The 17,296-nt window shown below is 69.0% G+C and carries 15 protein-coding genes; 10 read left to right on the plus strand and 5 right to left on the minus strand.

The genetic code is table 11. The features are described from left to right. The first annotated feature begins 23 nt into the window (after window positions 1-23). The 6 genes from ACPEH8_RS05700 to ACPEH8_RS05725 all read left to right on the plus strand — a co-directional run bounded on the left by ACPEH8_RS05700 (window position 24) and on the right by ACPEH8_RS05725 (window position 7,602). Window positions 24-1,508, plus strand: a complete 1,485-nt coding sequence (locus ACPEH8_RS05700; RefSeq protein ID WP_423666243.1) for an NAD(P)H-hydrate dehydratase — start codon at window positions 24-26, stop codon at window positions 1,506-1,508. After that, window positions 1,505-1,987 (plus strand): tRNA (adenosine(37)-N6)-threonylcarbamoyltransferase complex ATPase subunit type 1 TsaE, encoded by a 483-nt coding sequence (gene tsaE, locus ACPEH8_RS05705; protein WP_136003244.1) that lies wholly within the window; start codon window positions 1,505-1,507, stop codon window positions 1,985-1,987. The genes ACPEH8_RS05700 and tsaE overlap by 4 nt, the downstream gene beginning before the upstream one ends. A gap of 82 nt (window positions 1,988-2,069) precedes the next feature. After that, window positions 2,070-3,671, plus strand: coding sequence for an N-acetylmuramoyl-L-alanine amidase (locus ACPEH8_RS05710; protein WP_423666245.1), 1,602 nt, complete (start codon window positions 2,070-2,072; stop codon window positions 3,669-3,671). A 136-nt stretch (window positions 3,672-3,807) separates the two neighbouring features. Then, entirely contained in the window at window positions 3,808-5,688 is a 1,881-nt protein-coding gene (mutL, locus tag ACPEH8_RS05715) for a DNA mismatch repair endonuclease MutL (RefSeq protein ID WP_017357615.1), read from the plus strand. Between the two features lie 47 nt (window positions 5,689-5,735). Further along, entirely contained in the window at window positions 5,736-6,638 is a 903-nt protein-coding gene (locus ACPEH8_RS05720) for a DUF1684 domain-containing protein (RefSeq protein WP_017357616.1), read from the plus strand. Between the two features lie 10 nt (window positions 6,639-6,648). After that, window positions 6,649-7,602 (plus strand): TraB/GumN family protein, encoded by a 954-nt coding sequence (locus ACPEH8_RS05725; RefSeq protein WP_051008666.1) that lies wholly within the window; start codon window positions 6,649-6,651, stop codon window positions 7,600-7,602. A 79-nt stretch (window positions 7,603-7,681) separates the two neighbouring features. Here the strand turns inward: ACPEH8_RS05725 and phaR are convergent, their stop codons facing one another. The 3 genes from phaR to gluQRS form a co-directional block, all read right to left on the minus strand. Then, window positions 7,682-8,233, minus strand: a complete 552-nt coding sequence (gene phaR / locus ACPEH8_RS05730) for a polyhydroxyalkanoate synthesis repressor PhaR (RefSeq protein WP_136003247.1) — start codon at window positions 8,231-8,233, stop codon at window positions 7,682-7,684. A gap of 168 nt (window positions 8,234-8,401) precedes the next feature. After that, on the minus strand, window positions 8,402-9,142 hold the full coding sequence (gene phbB / locus ACPEH8_RS05735; RefSeq protein ID WP_017354975.1) for an acetoacetyl-CoA reductase: 741 nt from the start codon (window positions 9,140-9,142) through the stop codon (window positions 8,402-8,404). A 76-nt stretch (window positions 9,143-9,218) separates the two neighbouring features. After that, on the minus strand, window positions 9,219-10,103 hold the full coding sequence (gene gluQRS / locus ACPEH8_RS05740) for a tRNA glutamyl-Q(34) synthetase GluQRS (protein WP_153165163.1): 885 nt from the start codon (window positions 10,101-10,103) through the stop codon (window positions 9,219-9,221). Window positions 10,104-10,196: 93 nt separating this feature from the next. Here gluQRS and htpX point away from each other — a divergent pair, with 93 nt between their 5' ends. Beyond that, complete coding sequence (gene htpX, locus ACPEH8_RS05745) at window positions 10,197-11,069, plus strand: protease HtpX (protein ID WP_017354973.1); 873 nt, start codon at window positions 10,197-10,199, stop codon at window positions 11,067-11,069. 240 nt (window positions 11,070-11,309) lie between these two features. Here the strand turns inward: htpX and ACPEH8_RS05750 are convergent, their stop codons facing one another. Next, a complete protein-coding gene (locus ACPEH8_RS05750; protein ID WP_017354972.1) occupies window positions 11,310-12,137 on the minus strand; it encodes an inositol monophosphatase family protein in 828 nt (275 codons plus the stop codon). Window positions 12,138-12,256: 119 nt separating this feature from the next. Here ACPEH8_RS05750 and ACPEH8_RS05755 point away from each other — a divergent pair, with 119 nt between their 5' ends. The 3 genes from ACPEH8_RS05755 to ACPEH8_RS05765 all read left to right on the plus strand — a co-directional run bounded on the left by ACPEH8_RS05755 (window position 12,257) and on the right by ACPEH8_RS05765 (window position 16,132). Beyond that, window positions 12,257-13,024: an RNA methyltransferase gene (locus tag ACPEH8_RS05755; protein ID WP_017354971.1), complete on the plus strand. Its 768-nt coding sequence runs from the start codon at window positions 12,257-12,259 to the stop codon at window positions 13,022-13,024. A gap of 61 nt (window positions 13,025-13,085) precedes the next feature. After that, a complete protein-coding gene (locus ACPEH8_RS05760) occupies window positions 13,086-14,009 on the plus strand; it encodes a phosphate/phosphite/phosphonate ABC transporter substrate-binding protein (protein ID WP_017354970.1) in 924 nt (307 codons plus the stop codon). Continuing rightward, window positions 14,006-16,132 carry a putative bifunctional diguanylate cyclase/phosphodiesterase gene (locus tag ACPEH8_RS05765; RefSeq protein WP_136003249.1) on the plus strand — a complete coding sequence of 709 codons (2,127 nt, stop codon included), beginning with the start codon at window positions 14,006-14,008 and terminating at the stop codon, window positions 16,130-16,132. Before ACPEH8_RS05760 ends, ACPEH8_RS05765 begins: the two co-directional genes overlap by 4 nt. A 66-nt stretch (window positions 16,133-16,198) precedes the next feature. On the opposite strand, the gene epmB is transcribed toward ACPEH8_RS05765, so the two are convergent. Further along, a complete protein-coding gene (epmB, locus tag ACPEH8_RS05770) occupies window positions 16,199-17,203 on the minus strand; it encodes an EF-P beta-lysylation protein EpmB (RefSeq protein WP_136003250.1) in 1,005 nt (334 codons plus the stop codon). Window positions 17,204-17,296: the final 93 nt, after the last annotated feature.

The following is a 17,296-nucleotide window of genomic DNA, read 5'->3' on the forward strand; positions in this document are numbered from 1 at the left end:
GGGGGCAAGTATAGAATCCCGTCATGCTTGAACTCGCTGAACTCTTCGACACCCCTGCCGCCCGCCGCATCGATGCCCAGGCCAGTGCGCTGCTGGGCGACGGTGGCGCTTCGCTGATGGACCAGGCCGGGCTGGCCGCCTGGCAATGCCTGCTGGAGCACTGGCCGCAGGCCCAGCGCATCGGCGTGCTGGCCGGGCGCGGCAACAACGGTGGCGACGGCTACGTGCTGGCGGCGCTGGCGCGGCAGTCCGGCCGCCACGTGCAGGTGCTGCACCTGCCTGGCGACGCACCGGCCACGGCGCTGGCCCAGCGCGCACAGGCGGCCTTCCTGGCGCAGGGGGGGGATGTGCTGGCCGGCGACGGGCCGCTGCCCTCGATGGATGTCTGGGTGGACGCACTGTTCGGGATCGGACTGGATCGCGCGCCGGAGGCGGCCGCCGCGGCACGCATCGCCGCACTCAACCAGGAGACGGCCCCGGTGCTGGCACTGGATGTGCCCAGCGGCGTGGATGCGCGCACCGGCGCGGTGCCGGGCGTAGCCGTGCGGGCTGCTGTGACCCTGCAGTTCATTGTGTGCCACCAGGGCCTGTACACCGGCGATGCGCTGGAACATGTCGGCGAGCGCCGACTGGCACCGCTGCAGCTGCCCGAGGGCAGCGCCCGGGACGTGGTCGCATCGGCGTCGCGCTGGCACCACGAACGCGTGCGCGCGCTGCTGGCGCCCCGTCGCGCCAACACCCACAAGGGCGAATCCGGGCAGGTCCTGTGCGTGGGCGGCAACCTTGGCAGCGGTGGCGCGGTGATGCTGTCCAGCGAGGCGGCCCTGCGCAGTGGCGCCGGGCTGGTCCGTGTGGCCACCCGCCAGGCGCATGTCACCGCGCTGCTGTCGCGCCTGCCCGAAGCGATGGTGCACGCGGTTGAGGACGCCCAGGATCTGTCCGGGTTGCTGCCGCAGTCCGGCGTGATTGCGATCGGCCCGGGACTGGGTCAGGACGACTGGGCCCACGAACTGTGGCGGCAGGTGCTTGGCGCCGGCCGTCCGCTGGTGGTCGATGCGGATGCCTTGAATCTGCTGGCGCAGTCACCGCAGCCGCTGCCCGATGCCGTGCTGACCCCGCACCCGGGCGAAGCCGCGCGGCTGCTCGGCTGCAGCACCGCCGAGGTGCAGGGCGACCGCTTCGCCGCCGTACAGGCGCTCGCCCAGCGCTACCAGACCGTGGTGGTGCTGAAGGGGGCCGGCACGCTGGTCGCCGCGCCGCACGCCCGCCCGCGGGTGATTGCCGCCGGCAATCCCGGCATGGCCGTCGGAGGCATGGGAGACCTGCTGACCGGCGTGATCGCGGCACTGCGCGCGCAGGGGTTGGGGGCGTTCGACGCGGCCAGCACCGGCGCGCTGCTGCATGCCCTGGCCGGCGACGCCGCCGCCGCCGAAGGCCAGCGTGGCCTGCTGCCCACCGATCTTCTGGCGCCGCTGCGCCGCTTCGTCAATCCGGACCGCCCCGCATGATCACGTTTTTCCTCGCCGAACCCGCCGACACCGACCTGCTCGGGCAGTGGCTCGCGGCCACCCGCCCGGCGCAGGCCGTGGTGCAGCTGCAGGGCGACCTGGGGGCCGGCAAGTCGACGCTCGCCCGCGCGCTGCTGCGCGCGCTGGGGGTACAGGGCCCGATCCGCAGCCCGACGTACACGCTGGTGGAGCGGTATCCGCTGGCCGATGGGCACGAGGCCTGGCATCTGGACCTCTACCGTATCGGCCACGCCGGAGAGCTGGATTTCCTCGGGCTCGACGAGGGCAGCGCGTCGCTGTGGCTGGTCGAATGGCCGGAACGGGGCGCTGGCGCCCTGCCGCCCACCGACCTGGTGGTGGCGCTGGAGATCGAGGGGCAGGGGCGTCGCGTGCGGCTCCGCGCGGACAGCGCCGCGGGCCGTGAATGGCTCGATCGCCTTCCCCAAGGGGGTGACTTGCAGGCCCTTTCTGTCGGCTGACACTAGGAAAATCCGGCAGGTTACGGATTATTAAGGGAAAAGGAGTTGCATTTCATTCAGCGCGGTGATTGAATCCTGACCCATGCCAATGGGGAAACCACTCACTGCCCTCTGCGCCGTCGTCGGACTCTGTCTGGCGAGCGCCGTGGCGTGGGCGGGCGAGATCCGCCAGGTGGCGCTGGACACGGGCGCCACCGGCACCCGCGCGGAAATCGCGCTGTCCGGCAGCGGCGGCTACAAGACCCTCACCCTGGCCGGCCCGAACCGCCTGGTGGTCGATTTCCCCGACTCCACGGCCATCCGCAACCTCAGGCTGCCCACGCCGAAGGGCGTGGTGACGGCCGTGCGCACTGGCCAGCCGGTTCCCGGCACGTTCCGGGTGGTGTTCGACCTGGCCGAGTCGGTGGCGCCGTCCAGGCCGCAGATGCGCAGGCAGGGCAATGAGTCGACGCTGGTGATCGAATGGCCGGGCGATGGCGGCACGAACGTGGCCAGCACACCGGCCAGCGCGGCGCCGACCGCGACCGTTCCCGCATCGACCGCCACGCCGGCCTCCTCGGCTGCGCCGACGGCAGTCGCGCAGACGCCTGCACCGACGCCGGCAGACAGCGCCCAGGCGCGCAACGATGCCGCCCGCGCCACCGCGCTGCTGACCGCCTCGGTGCGACAGCAGGCCAGCGCTACTGCGGCTGCGCCGCTGCCGACCCCCGCCCCGACCACGGCTACGGCCAACGTGGCCGCCGCGGGCAGCGCCAACGCCGCCAGCAACTCTGCCTCGCCGGCAGCGATCCTCGCAGGCCAGCCCACTGCAGCCGTGGTGGCAGCGCCGGCTCCCGCGCCGGTACCGGCCTCCACGACCGCGGCCGAGGCCCCGCGTCCGGCGATGCCCAGCGATGCGTCGCGGATGAAGATGCGTCCGGGCATGCGCACCCTGGTGGTCGCCATCGATCCTGGTCACGGTGGGCAGGACCCCGGCGCGGTCGGCCCGACCGGCAAGCGCGAAAAGGACATCACCCTGGCCGTCGCGCGCGAACTGGCGCGGCAGGTCAATGCCACGCCGGGCCTGAAGGCGTTCCTGACCCGCGACACCGATGTGTTCATCCCGTTGCCGATGCGTGCGCAGAAGGCCCGCGCCGCCAAGGCCGACATCTTCATCTCGATCCATGCCGACGCGGCCGAGAACCGCGCGGCCACCGGGTCGTCGGTGTACGTGCTGTCCACCAAAGGCGCGTCCTCGCAGCGCGCCCGCTGGCTGGCGGACAAGGAAAACGCCGCCGATCTGGTCGGTGGCGTGCGCCTGCAGCAGACCGAGGGCACCCTGGCGAACGTGTTGCTGGACCTGGCCCAGAGCGGTTACATGAAAGCCTCCGAAGACGCGGCCGGGCACGTGCTGGGCGGGTTGAAGCGGATCGGCAAGAACCACAAGCCGAACATCGAGCGCGCCAACTTCGCGGTGCTGCGCACCTCCGACATGCCGGCGATGCTGGTGGAAACGGCCTTCATCTCCAACCCGGACGAGGAACGGCGCCTGATCGATCCGGCCTACCAGCGCCAGATCGCCGGGGCCGTGCTCGACGGCGTGCACACCTTCTTCAGCCGCCAGCCTCCGCCCGGCACCCTGTACGCCGCACGCGCCCAGGCCGAAATCGACGCCGCCGGCACTGTCGCCGGGGGAAGCAAATAAAAACCCGCCAAAGGCGGGTTTTTATTTGCCCGTAGAGCCGGCCTCTGGCCGGCTAACCTCAGCGCCAAAGGCGGGTTTCGATTCACCCGTAGAGCCGGCCTCTGGCCGGCTGCACGGATGCCGCTATCATTCACGCATGACCATCCGCCAACTTCCCGACATCCTCATCAATCAGATCGCTGCAGGCGAGGTCGTCGAACGACCGGCCTCGGTGGTCAAGGAACTGGTGGAAAACGCGCTCGATGCCGGCGCCACACGCGTGGACATCGACCTGGAAGAAGGTGGCGTGCGCCTGATCCGGATCCGCGACGACGGCGGTGGCATCGCTCCCGAAGAGCTGCCGCTGGCCGTCTCCCGGCACGCCACCAGCAAGATCGCCAGCCTGGACGATCTCGAAGCGGTGGCCACGCTGGGTTTCCGTGGCGAAGCGTTGCCGTCGATCGCCTCGGTCAGCCGCTTCACCCTGTCCTCGCGACGCCCCGGTGACGCACACGGCTCGGCGTTGCAGATCGAGGGCGGCAAACTCGGGGAGGTCACCCCGCGCGCGCATGCACCCGGTACCACGGTGGAAGTGCGTGAGCTGTTCTACAACGTGCCCGCCCGACGCAAGTTCCTGCGCGCCGAACGCACCGAACTGGGCCATATCGAAGAATGGTTGCGGTCGTTGGCGCTGGCCCGCCCGGACGTGGAGTTGCGTGTTTCACACAACGGCAAACCGTCGCGACGCTACAAGCCCGGCGACCTGTATTCCGATGCGCGCCTGGGCGAGACGCTCGGCGACGACTTCGCGGCCCAGGCGCTGCGCGTGGACCACAGCGGTGCCGGCCTGCGCCTGCACGGCTGGATCGCGCAGCCGCATTACTCGCGGGCCAGTACCGATCAGCAGTACCTGTACGTCAATGGCCGGTCGGTGCGTGACCGCAGCGTCGCCCATGCGGTGAAGATGGCCTATGGCGACGTGCTGTTCCACGGTCGGCAGCCGGCCTACGTGCTGTTCCTGGAGCTGGACCCGACCCGCGTTGACGTCAATGTGCACCCGGCCAAGCACGAGGTGCGTTTCCGCGATTCGCGCCTCATCCACGATTTCGTCTACCGCACCCTGAAGGACGCGCTGGCCGAGACCCGGGCCGGCATGACCGCCGTCGGCATCGAGGCAGGTGCAGGCATCGCCGCGCCGATGGAGATGCAGGCAGGACAGAGCGGCGCTGCAGCGACCGGCGGTTACGCGTTGGCCGGCGGGGCGGGCGGTGGTGGCGGGATGGGGGGCGGCCAATGGCGGCCGCAACAGTCGCCGTTGGGCCTGCGCGTGGCCGACGCGCCCTCGGCCTATGCCGCGCTGTATGCGCAGCCGCGCGCCGACGATGACGCCGCACCCGCGTCGATGCCGGTGCCGGGCCAGTCCGGGCTGCCGGCGACCTCCGCCGACAGCGGCGTGCCGCCGTTGGGGTACGCCATCGCGCAGCTGCACGGCATCTACATCCTGGCCGAGAACGCCGAAGGCCTGATCGTGGTGGACATGCACGCCGCCCATGAGCGCATCGGCTACGAGCGGCTGAAGACCGCGCACGACGGCATCGGGCTGCACGCGCAACCGCTGCTGGTGCCGATCACCCTGGCGGTGGGCGAGCGCGATGCCGATACCGCCGAGCGCGAGGCGGACACGCTGGTGGCGCTGGGCTTTGAGATCACCCGGTCGGGACCGGGCTCGCTGCATGTGCGCAGCATTCCGGCGCTGCTGGCCAACGCCGAACCCGAAGGCCTGCTGCGCGATGTGCTCACCGACCTGCGTGAGCACGGCCAGAGCCGGCGCATCGCCAGCGCACGCGACGAACTGCTGTCGACGATGGCCTGTCACGGTGCCGTGCGCGCCAACCGACGGCTCACGGTGCCGGAAATGAACGCGCTGCTGCGCGACATGGAAATCACCGAGCGTTCCGGCCAGTGCAACCACGGCCGGCCGACCTGGGCCCGTTTTTCGCTGGCGGAAATCGACCGCTGGTTCCTGCGCGGACGTTGAAGGGGACAGACATGGGGAAGTGGGGAAGGCAGGTCGCACTGGCCTGCATGGTGATCGTGTTCGGAGGCTGCGGGGACAAGGCGGCGGATGCGCCGGTGGCGATGGCGACCGATCCAGCCTTCGCGGCCGAGCAGCAGCAGTGGCGCCAGCAGCGTTACACCGACCTGGTGGCCGCCGATGGCTGGACGACCCTGGTCGGCCTGCACTGGCTGGAGCACAAGGCGCATTACATCGGCCGTGGTCCGGGCAGTGGCATCCGCCTTGCCGTGGGGCCGGACAAGCTGGGCATGGTGGCGCGAACGGGGGACCAGGTCTGGTTCACGCCCGAACGTGGCGTAGCGCTCACCGTGGACGGGGCACCGGTGCACGGGCGCATCCGCTTCTTCAGCGATCGTGATGCAACCCCGACCGTGATCGCCTTCGATGGCGGCAAGGGCCACCTGAGCCTGATCCATCGGGGCGAGCGTTTCGCGCTGCGCGTCAAACATGCCGATGCTGCCTCGCGCACCGGCTTCACCGGCCTGCTGTACTGGCCCGGCGGCCCGTCATGGAAGGTGCAGGCCCGCTTCGTTCCGCACCCGGCGGGTAAAACGCTGTCGATCGTGGACATCACCGGCCTGACCACCGCCATGCCCAACGCCGGCGCGTTGGAGTTCGAGCGCGATGGCGCCACCTACCGGCTGGAGGCCATCGGAGAACCGGGGGGGCCGCTGTTTGTGATCTTCGGTGACCGCACCAGCGGCCACGGCAGTTACCCGGCGGGTCGCTACCTGGACACGGACGCGCCCGATGCCCAAGGCCGGGTCGTGCTGGATTTCAACCACGCCTACAACCCGCCGTGCGCGTTCACACCGTTCGCCACCTGTCCGCTGACACCCCCTGAAAACCGCCTCGATCTGCGCGTTGACGCCGGTGAGAAGGCTTATCACGCACCCGAAGGAGAGGGTTGAACCCATGCGCATGTTGTCCCGTTGCCTGTTCCCGTTGCTGATCGCCGCCGGCCTGTCGTTCGGCATGCCCGCGCAGGCCCGCGCTGCCGCCCCGGCTGCAAAACCGGCGGCAAAGGCGGCCGCCCCGGTGCCGCTGTTGTGGAAGGTCACCGGCCCCGGCGACAGCCGTGTCTATCTGCTGGGCTCCTTCCACCTGCTGCGCCCCGGCGACTACCCGCTCTCGGCGGACGTGGACCGCGCGTTCGCCGACGCGCAGCGCGTGGTGTTCGAGCTGTCGCCGCAGGACATGGAGTCGCCGCAGCTGGCACAGAAGATGGTGCAGGCGGCGGTGCGTACCGATGGCAGCGAGCTCAAGCGCGACCTCGATGCGCCCACCTGGACGCGGCTGCAGGCCTATGCGCGCGACAACAACCTGCCGCTGGCGCAGCTGCAGGGCATGAAGCCGTGGTTCGTCGGGCTGACCATCACCCTCAGTCAGTTCACCAAGATGGGCCTGGACCCGAAGCTCGGTCTGGACCGCCACTTCATGACCCAGGCAGCTGCCTCGGGCAAAGCCACCGCCGGCCTGGAAGACATCGACACCCAGATCGCAGTGTTGTCGGGGATGTCGGCGCAGGAGCAGCAGCAGATGGTCGCCGAGGCGCTGGAACAGGCCGACAAGGGTGACGAGGACGGGCGCAAGCTGCACGATGCCTGGCGCCGCGGCGACGACAAGCTGCTGTGGAATTCGATGGCCACGCAGATGCGCGGCCAGTACCCGCAGTTGTACAAGCGCATCAATACCGACCGCAATGACGCTTGGGTGCCCAAGCTGCAGCAGCACCTGCAGGCCGGGCAGGGCGGTACGCTGGTGGTGGTGGGCACCCTGCACCTGCTGGGCAACGACGGCGTGGTCGAGAAGCTGCGCGCCAAAGGCTACACGGTGGAGCGGATCTGCACGGGCTGCGCCAAGCCCAAGCGCTGAGTCTGCGCGCAGCACCTGCGAAAACGGCGCGGCCCGAGGGCTGCGCCGTTTGTCGTTGCGGAGCCGGACGCGCGGTGGATCAGCGGCGCGTCTTGCCGGTGCCCGGGGTGGACGGTGCATCGGGCTTGCGTGCGCCGCCGGCGGTGCCGCCGCCCGCCGCGGGGCCGGTACCGGTGCCACCCGGACGCCCGCCGAAGCCGGTGCCCATGTTGCGCTGGAAGTCCTGCCACAGCTCCAGGTTGCGCTCGGTCAGCTGGTTCATCATCGCCCACGGCGTCTGGCCGAGCAGGTTGCCCATCTGCTGGCGGAACTGCTGCTGCTGGTCCAGGAACACCTGCATGCTGCGCTCCAGGTAATTGCCCATGAAGCCCTGCAGCGAATCGCCGTAGAAGCGGATCAACTGGCTCAGCAGCTGGGTGGACAGCATCGGTTCGCCGTCCTGTTCCTGGTCGGCGATGATCTGCAGCAGCACCGAACGGGTCAGATCGTCGCCGCTCTTGGCGTCGCGGACTTCGAAGTCCTCGCCATCCAGGATCAGCTGGCGGACGTCTTCGATGGTGATGTAGCTCGAAATTTCAGTGTCGTAGAGACGGCGGTTGGGATACTTCTTGATAATGCGGGTCGCAGCCATGAAGCAATCACTCGTCACAGTAGGCGCGCAGCATGGCGCAGTGCAGCAGCCTATGCAACCGCCGGAAGGCCCATGCGGCGGGGTATCCGGGCCGATTCATGTTGCGCAGCATGGAATCTCGAGGGGTGCAGCATTGGCGCGTGCGCCGGGCGATGCCCGGCGGCGCACTCACCAGCCCATATGGTGGCCGCCGTTGATGTCCAGGTTCGAACCGGTGATCCAGGCCGCTTCCTCGGCCACCAGGAAGGCCACCGCATAGGCGATTTCCTCGGGCTTGCCGAGGCGGCCGGTCGGAATGTCGGCGATGATCTTGGCGCGCACTTCGTCCGGTACCGCCATCACCATGTCGGTGGCCACATAGCCGGGCGAGATGGTGTTGACGGTGATGCCGAAGCCGGCATTCTCGCGCGCCAGCGAGATGGTGAACCCGTGCATGCCGGCCTTCGCGGCGGCGTAGTTCGCCTGGCCGTACTGGCCCTTCAGACCGTTGATCGAACTGATCTGGATGACCCGGCCCCAGCCCCGGCGACGCATGCCTTCGATCACCGGGCGGGTGACGTTGAACACCGAGTTGAGGTTGGTGTTGATGACGTCATGCCACTGCTCGGCGCGCATGCGGTGGAAGGTGGTGTCGCGGGTGATGCCGGCGTTGTTGATGAGGATCTCCACCGGGCCCAGCGCGGCCTCGACCGACTGCACCATCGCCTCGGCCGTGTCCGGATTGGAGACGTCGCCACGGAAGAGCGCCACGTCGCAGCCGCGCGCCAGCATCATCTCCCGCCAGGCGTCGGCCTTGGCCTGGTCGCGGTAGTTGGTGGCGACCCGATGGCCCTGGTCGGCCAGGCGCTGGCAGATGGCGGTGCCGATGCCGCCGGTGCCACCGGTGACCAGTGCGACGCGAGATGTCATGAGCAGCTACTCCGAACGGCAGGGCCAGCAAAGGGGGGAAGGGGATTCTGCAACAACCGCAAAAAAAAGGGGGCGGTCACGGCGCGGCGGGGCGGAGCGGAATGTCGACCGGTGACAGGCGGCGCGGGTCGAACGCTGCGCGGGCGGCGCGCAGGGCGTCGCCGGCCTCATCGACCGTCGCCAGCGCTCCCGGGTCCTGGCCCAGCGCGGCCCAGGCCTGGCGCAGGGCCGGCAGCGGGTTGACGGCATCCACCGGCGCGGCGGCCGTGGATTTGGACAGCTTGCGGCCATCGGCATCGAGCAGCAGCGGCAGGTGCAGGTAGCGCGGGGTGGGCAGGCCGAGCGCCTGCTGCAGCAGGATCTGGCGCGGGGTGGAATCGAGCAGGTCGGCCCCGCGCACGATATCGGTGATGCCCTGCGCGCCGTCATCGACCACCACTGCCAGCTGGTAGGCCCAGTAGCCATCGGCGCGGCGCAGCACCACGTCGCCGACGTCGGCATGCACGTCCTGGCGGATCGGGCCGCGCAGGCCGTCGTTGAAGCTCACCACCGTGCCGGGTGCGACACGCAGGCGGATGGCCGGCTGGGCGCGCGGAGGACGTGGGACGCAGTGATGGTGGATGCCGCCCTGGTCGGCCAGATCGCGGCGGCTGCAATGGCAGGCGAAGGCCAGGCCGGCGTCCAGCAGCTGCGCGAGCGCGGCCTGGTAGGCAGCGTCCCGCTGACTCTGGTGCAGGACCGGGCCATCGCTGTGCAGTCCGAAGGCGGCCAGCGTGGCCAGTTGCCCGGCAACGGCTCCGGGCACGGTGCGCGGCGGGTCGACATCCTCCACCCGTACCAGCCATTGCCCGCCGGCGTGCCGCGCGAGCAGCCAGCTGCCCAGCGCGGCAAGCACGGAGCCGGGGTGCAGCGGGCCGGTGGGGGAGGGGGCGAAACGCCCGACGTAGGGAGTCATGGACATGAACTATGAATCGTCGGTCAGTTTCCGACTTGAATTCAACATGAAGGCACCGCAGATTTGCAGTCAAATCCCTCTTCAAAGCGTCCCTTTCCCATGTTCAGTCGCATTGCCCTCTTTCTTCTGACCAACCTCGCGGTGCTGATCCTGGCCGGTATCGTGATGTCGGTGCTGGGGGTCAACCCCAACCAGATGAGCGGCCTGCTGGTGATGGCGGCCATCTTCGGCTTCGGCGGTTCGTTCATTTCGCTGCTGCTTTCCAAGTGGATGGCCAAGCGCTCCACCGGCGCGGTGGTGATCACCGAGCCGCGCAACCCGACCGAGCGCTGGCTGCTGGCCACGGTGGAACGCCAAGCCCGTGCCGCCGGCATCGGCATGCCGGAAGTGGCGGTCTACGACGGCCCGGAGATCAACGCGTTCGCCACTGGCGCCAACCGCAACAAGGCCCTGGTGGCGGTGTCCACCGGCCTGCTGCACAACATGAGCGAAGACGAGGCCGAGGCCGTGCTGGGCCACGAAATCGCGCACGTGGCCAACGGCGACATGATCACGATGGCGCTGCTGCAGGGCGTGCTGAACACCTTCGTGATCGTGCTGGCCCGCGTGGTCGGTGGTGTCATCGACAGCGCGCTGTCGGGCAACCGCGAAGGCGGCGGCCGTGGCTTCGCCTACTACATCATCGTGTTCGTGCTGGAGATGGTGTTCGGCCTGTTCGCCACGATGATCTCGATGTGGTTCTCGCGCCACCGCGAATTCCGCGCCGACGCCGGCGGTGCCAACCTGGCCGGCCGTCAGAAGATGATCGCCGCGCTGGAACGCCTCAAGCTCAACCACGGCCAGAGCACCCTGCCGACCCAGATCGCGGCCTTCGGCATCGCCGGCTCCACGGCCCGCAAGCTGTTCATGAGCCACCCGCCGCTGGACGAGCGCATCGCTGCCCTGAAGGCCGCCAACAGCACCGTCGCCTGATCCCGGACGGCACTGCCCCCCGAAACGCCCGGCCCTGGCCGGGCGTTTCGTTTGCGTCGCAGCGGGAGACGACCGACGGGTCCCTACGGGGCCCACCCGTGTTCCGCCACCGACCCACTGACCACGCCGTCCTGCCCAGCCGAGGATCGAGGATGCTGGGCGGGTCGCGTCTTTCAGGTACGCCCAGACAGAAACGGCGCCCAGAGGGCGCCGTTTCCGGGCGGGTGCCGGTGCAGTCGATCAGAACTTCGCGTCGAACTCGGCAGCGTAGCCCGTGTTCACCAGCACCTTCTGCAGGATCTCGGTGTTCTTCACGTTGCCGGCCACGATCTGCTGGGTCTCCGGACCACGGCTGTCCATGCGGGCCGGGGTGGCACCCTTGAAGTCGCAGACCCGGCCGCCGGCCTCGCGGACCAGCAGAACGCCGGCGGCGATGTCCCAGGCCTTCACACCGGCTTCGAAGTACGCATCGGCACGGCCACAGGCCACGTAGGCCAGGTCCAGCGCCGCCGAACCGGTGCGGCGGATGTCCTCGGCGTGCACCAGCAGCGCATCCACGGCTTTCAGCTGGGCGCTGCTGCGCGCGCGCTCGCGCGGGGCGAAACCGGTGTGGATCATCGCGCCGGCCAGGTCCTTGCGGTCGGCCACGCGGATGCGGCGGTCGTTGAAGACCGCGCCGGCGCCGCGGCTGGCGGTGAACAGTTCATTGCGGAGCGGGTCGAAGATCACCGCGTCGATCGGCTCGCCGTTCTCGACCAGGGCGATGGACACACAGTAGTGCGGGAAGCCGCGCAGGTAGTTGCTGGTGCCGTCCAGCGGGTCGATGACCCACATGTAACGGTTGACGCCCTGCACGCCACCTTCCTCGCCCATGATCCCGTACTCGGGATAGGCGCGCTTGAGTTCCTTGACGATGACCTTTTCCGCGTCCGCATCGACTTCACTGGCATAGTCCATGCGCCCCTTCTGCACGACGTTCAACGCCTCGAGCTTGTTGATGTTGCGCAACAGGACGTTGCCGGCGAGGCGGGCGGCCTTGACCATGACGGTGACGGCGGGTTTCTGCATGGCGAAAAGCTCCCGTAAAGGCAGAGATGGGGTTTGGCGGGGGAAAAGAGCGGTCCCGGCGCAGAGGCCGGTCGCACAGTTTACCATTTGTGGCTGTCCTGCTCGCGTCTGGCCTGTTCATGTCCATTGAAACCGCTCCGTCCCGCATCCGATTCGTCCTCGTCGGCACCCAGCACCCCGGCAACATGGGGGCCGCCGCGCGCGCCATGAAGACTATGGGCCTGGGCCGCCTGGTGCTGGTGGCCCCTGAAAAGCCCCTCAACGAAGAGGCCTTCCGGCGCTCGGCCGGCGCCGAGGACGTCCTCGGCGACGCCCCGGTGGTCGCCACCCTGGCCGACGCCGTGGCCGATTGCCGGCTGGTGCTCGGCTGCACCGCACGTGCGCGCCGGGTCCAGTTGGAGGAGCTGCTGCCGGGCGTTGCCGCGCAGCGCGCCCTGGCCAAGGCCGCCGAGCCGGCCGAAGTGGCCTTTGTATTCGGCCGCGAGCGTACCGGCCTGACCAACGAAGAGCTGCAGCTCTGCCACCTGGCCGTGCATATTCCCTCCAACCCCGACTTCAGTTCCCTGAACCTGGCGGCCGCCGTGCAGGTGCTGGCCTATGAGCTGAGGATGGCCAGCCTGGGGGGCGTCAGCGCCGCCGCGCCGGCCGAGCCGGGCTTCCGCGAGGAGCCGGCCAGCCATGCCCAGGTCGAGGGCCTGTTCGGCCAGCTCGGCGACACCCTGGACGACATCGACTTCCACAAGGGCCGCGCGCCCGAATCGGCGATGCGCAAACTGCGCCGGCTGTTCCTGCGCACCGAACTGAGCGAACAGGAAGTGCGCCTGCTGCGCGGCATCCTGTCCGATGCGCAGCGGATGGCACGCCTGGCCGCAGGCAAGCCTCAATGATCTGACGCAGTTCTCACTTTTTCGGGTACGCTGTTTCGATATCTCGGGGGAGCAATGACGCGTGTCAGTACTGCGATGGCTGCTGCAGGGGGGACTGCTGTGTCTGGCCATCGCTCTGGCGGTCGGTCCGGCATCGGCGGGGCCGTCCAACGTACTGGTGCTGGGACGGATAAGCGATGATCCCAAGTCACACTATGCGCAGCTGCAGCCCCTGCTGGACTACGTCGTGCCGCGCATGCGGGATGTGGGCATCACCGAAGGCCGCATTCTGATGGCCAGCGACTCGCAGCGCATGGGCAGCTACCTGCGCCGCGGCCGCGTGGACTGGGTGACAGAGACCTCCGGCACCGCCGTCGCGCTGGGCATGCGCAGCGGCGCACAGCCGTTGCTGCTGACCGAGCGCAGCGGGGTGCGCGAGTACCACACCGTGTTCTTCGTGCGCCGGGACAGCCCGGTCCGCACCCTGGAAGACCTGACCGGGCGCACCGTGGCCCTGCAGAACGTGGCGTCCACCAGTGCGTACCTGGTCCCGGTGATGACCCTGCTCGAACACGGCATGACCCCGGAGATACTGCACTCGGCAAACGACACGGCCGCGCCCGATACGGTGGGTTACGTGTTCGCGCGGTCCGAGCTGAACATCGCCACCCTGGTGCACAAGGGGCTGGTCGATGCCGGGGCGGTCAGCAGCGTGGACTGGGGGGACGACAAGCGCGTTCCACCGGTCTTCCGGCGCGATTTCCGGGTCATCCACCGTACCGAGCCGTATCCGCGCGGCGTGGAAATGGTGCGCGCCGGTCTGGACCCGCAGGTGCGTGACCGCCTGCAGCAGGTGCTGCTGGATGCAGCATCGGATCCACACGCGCAGGATGCGCTGGAAAAGTTCTTTGGTACGTCCGGGTTCCATCGGGTGGATGCGCAGATGCAGCACCGGCTGGATGAATTGAAACAGGGTTGGGCACGCGTGCGGATGGAAGTGGAATGAGGCCGTTGGGTTCCGGAATGCAGGCACGTTTCGTGCTGGCGATGAGCGGTGCCATGCTGGTGGTGGTGGCGATCGTGGCGGTCGTGCTGGGGCGCCAGGCCACCATGCAGGATGAGGTCAAGCACCTCAGCGGCAGCGTGATCCACGGTCTGTTCGACCGCAGCGTACGCAGTCGTGGCGAGGCTCTGGCGCGCGAGCTCTCCGATGCGCTGGCCAATCCGCTTTACTACAACGACCTGGAGCAGGTCGGCGCGCTGGTGCGCAACACCTCGCGGCAGCAGGTGGTGCGTTATGTGCTGGTGTTCGACGCCGATGGCCGCCTGATCCATGACGGATCGGTGGAGGTGCTGGGCTTCGGCCGTGCCATGACCGACCCGCTGGCCGAAGGGGCCAAGGGCGCCCGCCAGCTGGTGGTGCAGGAGTCGCCCAAGGTGCTGGACAACGCGATGCCGATCATGATCGGCAACCAGCGCATCGGCGGTGTCCGCGTGGGCATGGCGCTGGACGACGTGCAGGCGATGGAGCAACGCGCCAACCAGACCCTCGGCGACCGCCTGCAGCAGGTGGGCAAGCGGCACCTCGGCTGGCTGCTGCTGATGCTGGGCCTGCTGGTGGGGATCGGCGTGGTGGTGATCATCTACGTGCAGCGCACCCTGGTCACCCCGATCCGCGGGCTGGCCGCCGCCGCGCGCCAGATCGAAGCGGGCGACTACCAGGTGCAGCTGCGCGAAAGCTCGCGCAGGGACGAGGTCGGCGAGCTGGTGCGTGCGTTCGGGCGGATGAGCGAGGCCATCGCCCGGCACGACCGCGAGGTCCGGCACATGGCCTATACCGATGCCTTGACCGGCCTGACCAACCGCCTGGCGTTCCGCGAAGCGCTGGATCACCGCCTGATGGCCGCGCGCGCCTCCGGTCATCGGCTCGGGCTGCTGTTTGCCGACATCGACGACTTCAAGCGCGTCAATGACACCCTCGGTCATGAGGCCGGCGACGAGGCCCTGCTGCAGTTCGCCCAGCGCATCAGCGCGGCGGTGACGCAGGCCGGTGGCGACGAGGCCCTGCTGGCGCGCTTTGGTGGCGATGAGTTCGTGATCCTGATCGGCGATGGCGACGTCGCGGCCACCGCGCGCCACCTGGCCGAGATCCTGGTGCGCGAGCTGGGCAAGCCGCTGGTGGTGCAGGGCAGGGAGCTGTTCCTGGGTACCTCCATCGGTGTGACCCTGTTCCCCGACGATGCCGCCGACGCGACCACGCTGCTGAAGAATGGCGACATCGCGATGTACCAGGCCAAGATGGCCGGCAAGAACTGCTATCGCTATTACAGCCGTGCCATGGACCACGCGGTCGAGCGGCGCGTGCACATGGAGCAGGAGCTGCGTGGCGCCTGGGAACGCGGCGAGCTGCGGCTGGTGTACCAGCCGATCTTCCGCACCCGCGACCGCCGCATGGTGGGCGTCGAAGTCCTGCTGCGCTGGCAGCACCCGACGCTGGGCACGATCCCGCCGTCGGTGTTCATTGAAGTGGCCGAGCAGAGCGGCCTGATCGAAGTGATCGGTCCCAAGGTGCTGCGTGCGGCCTGCATGGAGGCGGTGCAGTGGCCACACGGTGCCGACAGTGACGGCCTGTTCGTGTCGGTCAACGTGTCGCCGCGCCAGCTGCGCGGTGGCGAGCTGCCCACCTTGGTCGCCGACTGCCTGCGCGATACCGGCCTGCCCGCCTCGCGCCTGCATCTGGAGCTGACCGAAACGGCGGTGATCGGTGACGAGATGCTGGCCGCCGCACTGCTGGACAAGCTCCACCGCACCGGCGTGAAGGTGTGGCTGGACGACTTCGGCACCGGCTTCTCCGGGCTCAGCCACCTGCGCCAGGTGCCGGTGGACGGGGTCAAGATCGACAAGAGTTTCGTTGCCGACATGCAGCGCGATCCGGACGACCTGGCGCTGACCACGGCGATCATCGCGATGGCCCATGCGCTGGGCATCACCGTGGTGGCCGAAGGCATCGAGCAGGAAGTGCAGTTCGACCTGCTGTGCCAGCGCGGTTGCGACCTGGGCCAGGGCTACTGGCTGAGCCACCCGGTCAGCGCGACCGAGGTGGTGCAGATGATCGAGGCGGGCCGGTAACGTGGACGTCGTGATGACCAGTAGTCATCACCTGTCCGCCGATGCCCCTTATTCCCGCCCACGCCCCTAGACGGGGCGTTTGCTGGAATCGCCGGCGATCTCGCGGACCAGTTTGGGGACCAGGTAGCCGGACAGGCGTGCGGTGAGCTGGGCGTGCAGTGCCTTGGCGGTGTCGTCCGGTACCTCGAAGTGGGCCACGCCTTCGACCCGGTCTACCTGGTACAGGTAGTACGGCAGCACGCCGGCGGCGAAGCTGCGTTCGCTCAGGTCCTGCAGCGCCTGCAGGGAGTCGTTGACCCCGCGCAGCAGCACCGCCTGGTTGAGCAGGGTGGCGCCGGCGCCGCGCAGGCGGGCCATCGCCGTGTCCACGGCGGCGTCGAACTCGTTGGCATGGTTGGCATGGATCACAAATGCCACCGGCCAGGGCAGGGCGGCGATCCACTGCACCAGGGCGTCGTCCACCCGTTCGGGCAGCACCACCGGCAGCCGGCTGTGGATGCGCAGACGGCGCAGGTGCGGAATCCGCGCCAGGGCCTGGGTCAGCTCTTCCAGCTTGTGGGTGGCCAGTGACAGCGGGTCGCCGCCGGACAGGATCACCTCGTCGATGTCCGGGTCCTGCGCGATGGCGTCCACCGCCTCGCGCCAGCCCTCTCTGGCGGCATTCTCGGTGCCGTAGTCGAAGTGGCGGCGGAAGCAGTAGCGGCAGTTGATCGCACAGCTGCCGGTGGTCACCAGCAGGGCCCGGCCGCGGTACTTCTGGATCACCCCGGTGGCCTTTCTGGCCAGCCCGTCGCCCACCGCATCCAGGCTGAAGCCCGGTACTACCTGCATTTCATCGGTGACCGGCAGCACCTGCCGCAGCAGCGGGTCGTGACGGTCGCCCGGGCGCATCCGGGCGATGAAGCCCTGCGGCACGCGCAGCGCGAACTGGCTGGCCGCCTCGGCCGAAAGGGGCAGCCCGGCCGGGTCGAGGTCAAGCTGCGCCAGCAGCTGCCGCGGGTCGCGGACCGCCTCGCGCCAGAGCTGTTGCCAGCGCACGGGGGTGGGCAGGGGCGTGGCGGAAAGCTGCATGGAATGGGGGCCTGCGGTTATCATGTCGGTCAGAAAAACGAGTCACCCCACCGGTGCCGGTGGGTTTTCCATTCTATCCGGCTCGCCGCGCCT

This window comes from Stenotrophomonas sp. NPDC077461, from assembly GCF_049545475.1.
Lineage (GTDB): Bacteria > Pseudomonadota > Gammaproteobacteria > Xanthomonadales > Xanthomonadaceae > Stenotrophomonas > Stenotrophomonas nematodicola.

Coding starts and splice junctions, on each gene's coding strand:
- ACPEH8_RS05700 (WP_423666243.1), top strand. CDS start 24: ATGCTTGAACTCGCTGAACTCTTCGACACCCCTGCCGCCCGCCGCATC.
- tsaE (WP_136003244.1), top strand. CDS start 1,505: ATGATCACGTTTTTCCTCGCCGAACCCGCCGACACCGACCTGCTCGGG.
- ACPEH8_RS05710 (WP_423666245.1), top strand. CDS start 2,070: ATGCCAATGGGGAAACCACTCACTGCCCTCTGCGCCGTCGTCGGACTC.
- mutL (WP_017357615.1), top strand. CDS start 3,808: ATGACCATCCGCCAACTTCCCGACATCCTCATCAATCAGATCGCTGCA.
- ACPEH8_RS05720 (WP_017357616.1), top strand. CDS start 5,736: ATGGTGATCGTGTTCGGAGGCTGCGGGGACAAGGCGGCGGATGCGCCG.
- ACPEH8_RS05725 (WP_051008666.1), top strand. CDS start 6,649: ATGTTGTCCCGTTGCCTGTTCCCGTTGCTGATCGCCGCCGGCCTGTCG.
- phaR (WP_136003247.1), bottom strand. CDS start 8,233: ATGGCTGCGACCCGCATTATCAAGAAGTATCCCAACCGCCGTCTCTAC.
- phbB (WP_017354975.1), bottom strand. CDS start 9,142: ATGACATCTCGCGTCGCACTGGTCACCGGTGGCACCGGCGGCATCGGC.
- gluQRS (WP_153165163.1), bottom strand. CDS start 10,103: ATGTCCATGACTCCCTACGTCGGGCGTTTCGCCCCCTCCCCCACCGGC.
- htpX (WP_017354973.1), top strand. CDS start 10,197: ATGTTCAGTCGCATTGCCCTCTTTCTTCTGACCAACCTCGCGGTGCTG.
- ACPEH8_RS05750 (WP_017354972.1), bottom strand. CDS start 12,137: ATGCAGAAACCCGCCGTCACCGTCATGGTCAAGGCCGCCCGCCTCGCC.
- ACPEH8_RS05755 (WP_017354971.1), top strand. CDS start 12,257: ATGTCCATTGAAACCGCTCCGTCCCGCATCCGATTCGTCCTCGTCGGC.
- ACPEH8_RS05765 (WP_136003249.1), top strand. CDS start 14,006: ATGAGGCCGTTGGGTTCCGGAATGCAGGCACGTTTCGTGCTGGCGATG.
- epmB (WP_136003250.1), bottom strand. CDS start 17,203: ATGCAGCTTTCCGCCACGCCCCTGCCCACCCCCGTGCGCTGGCAACAG.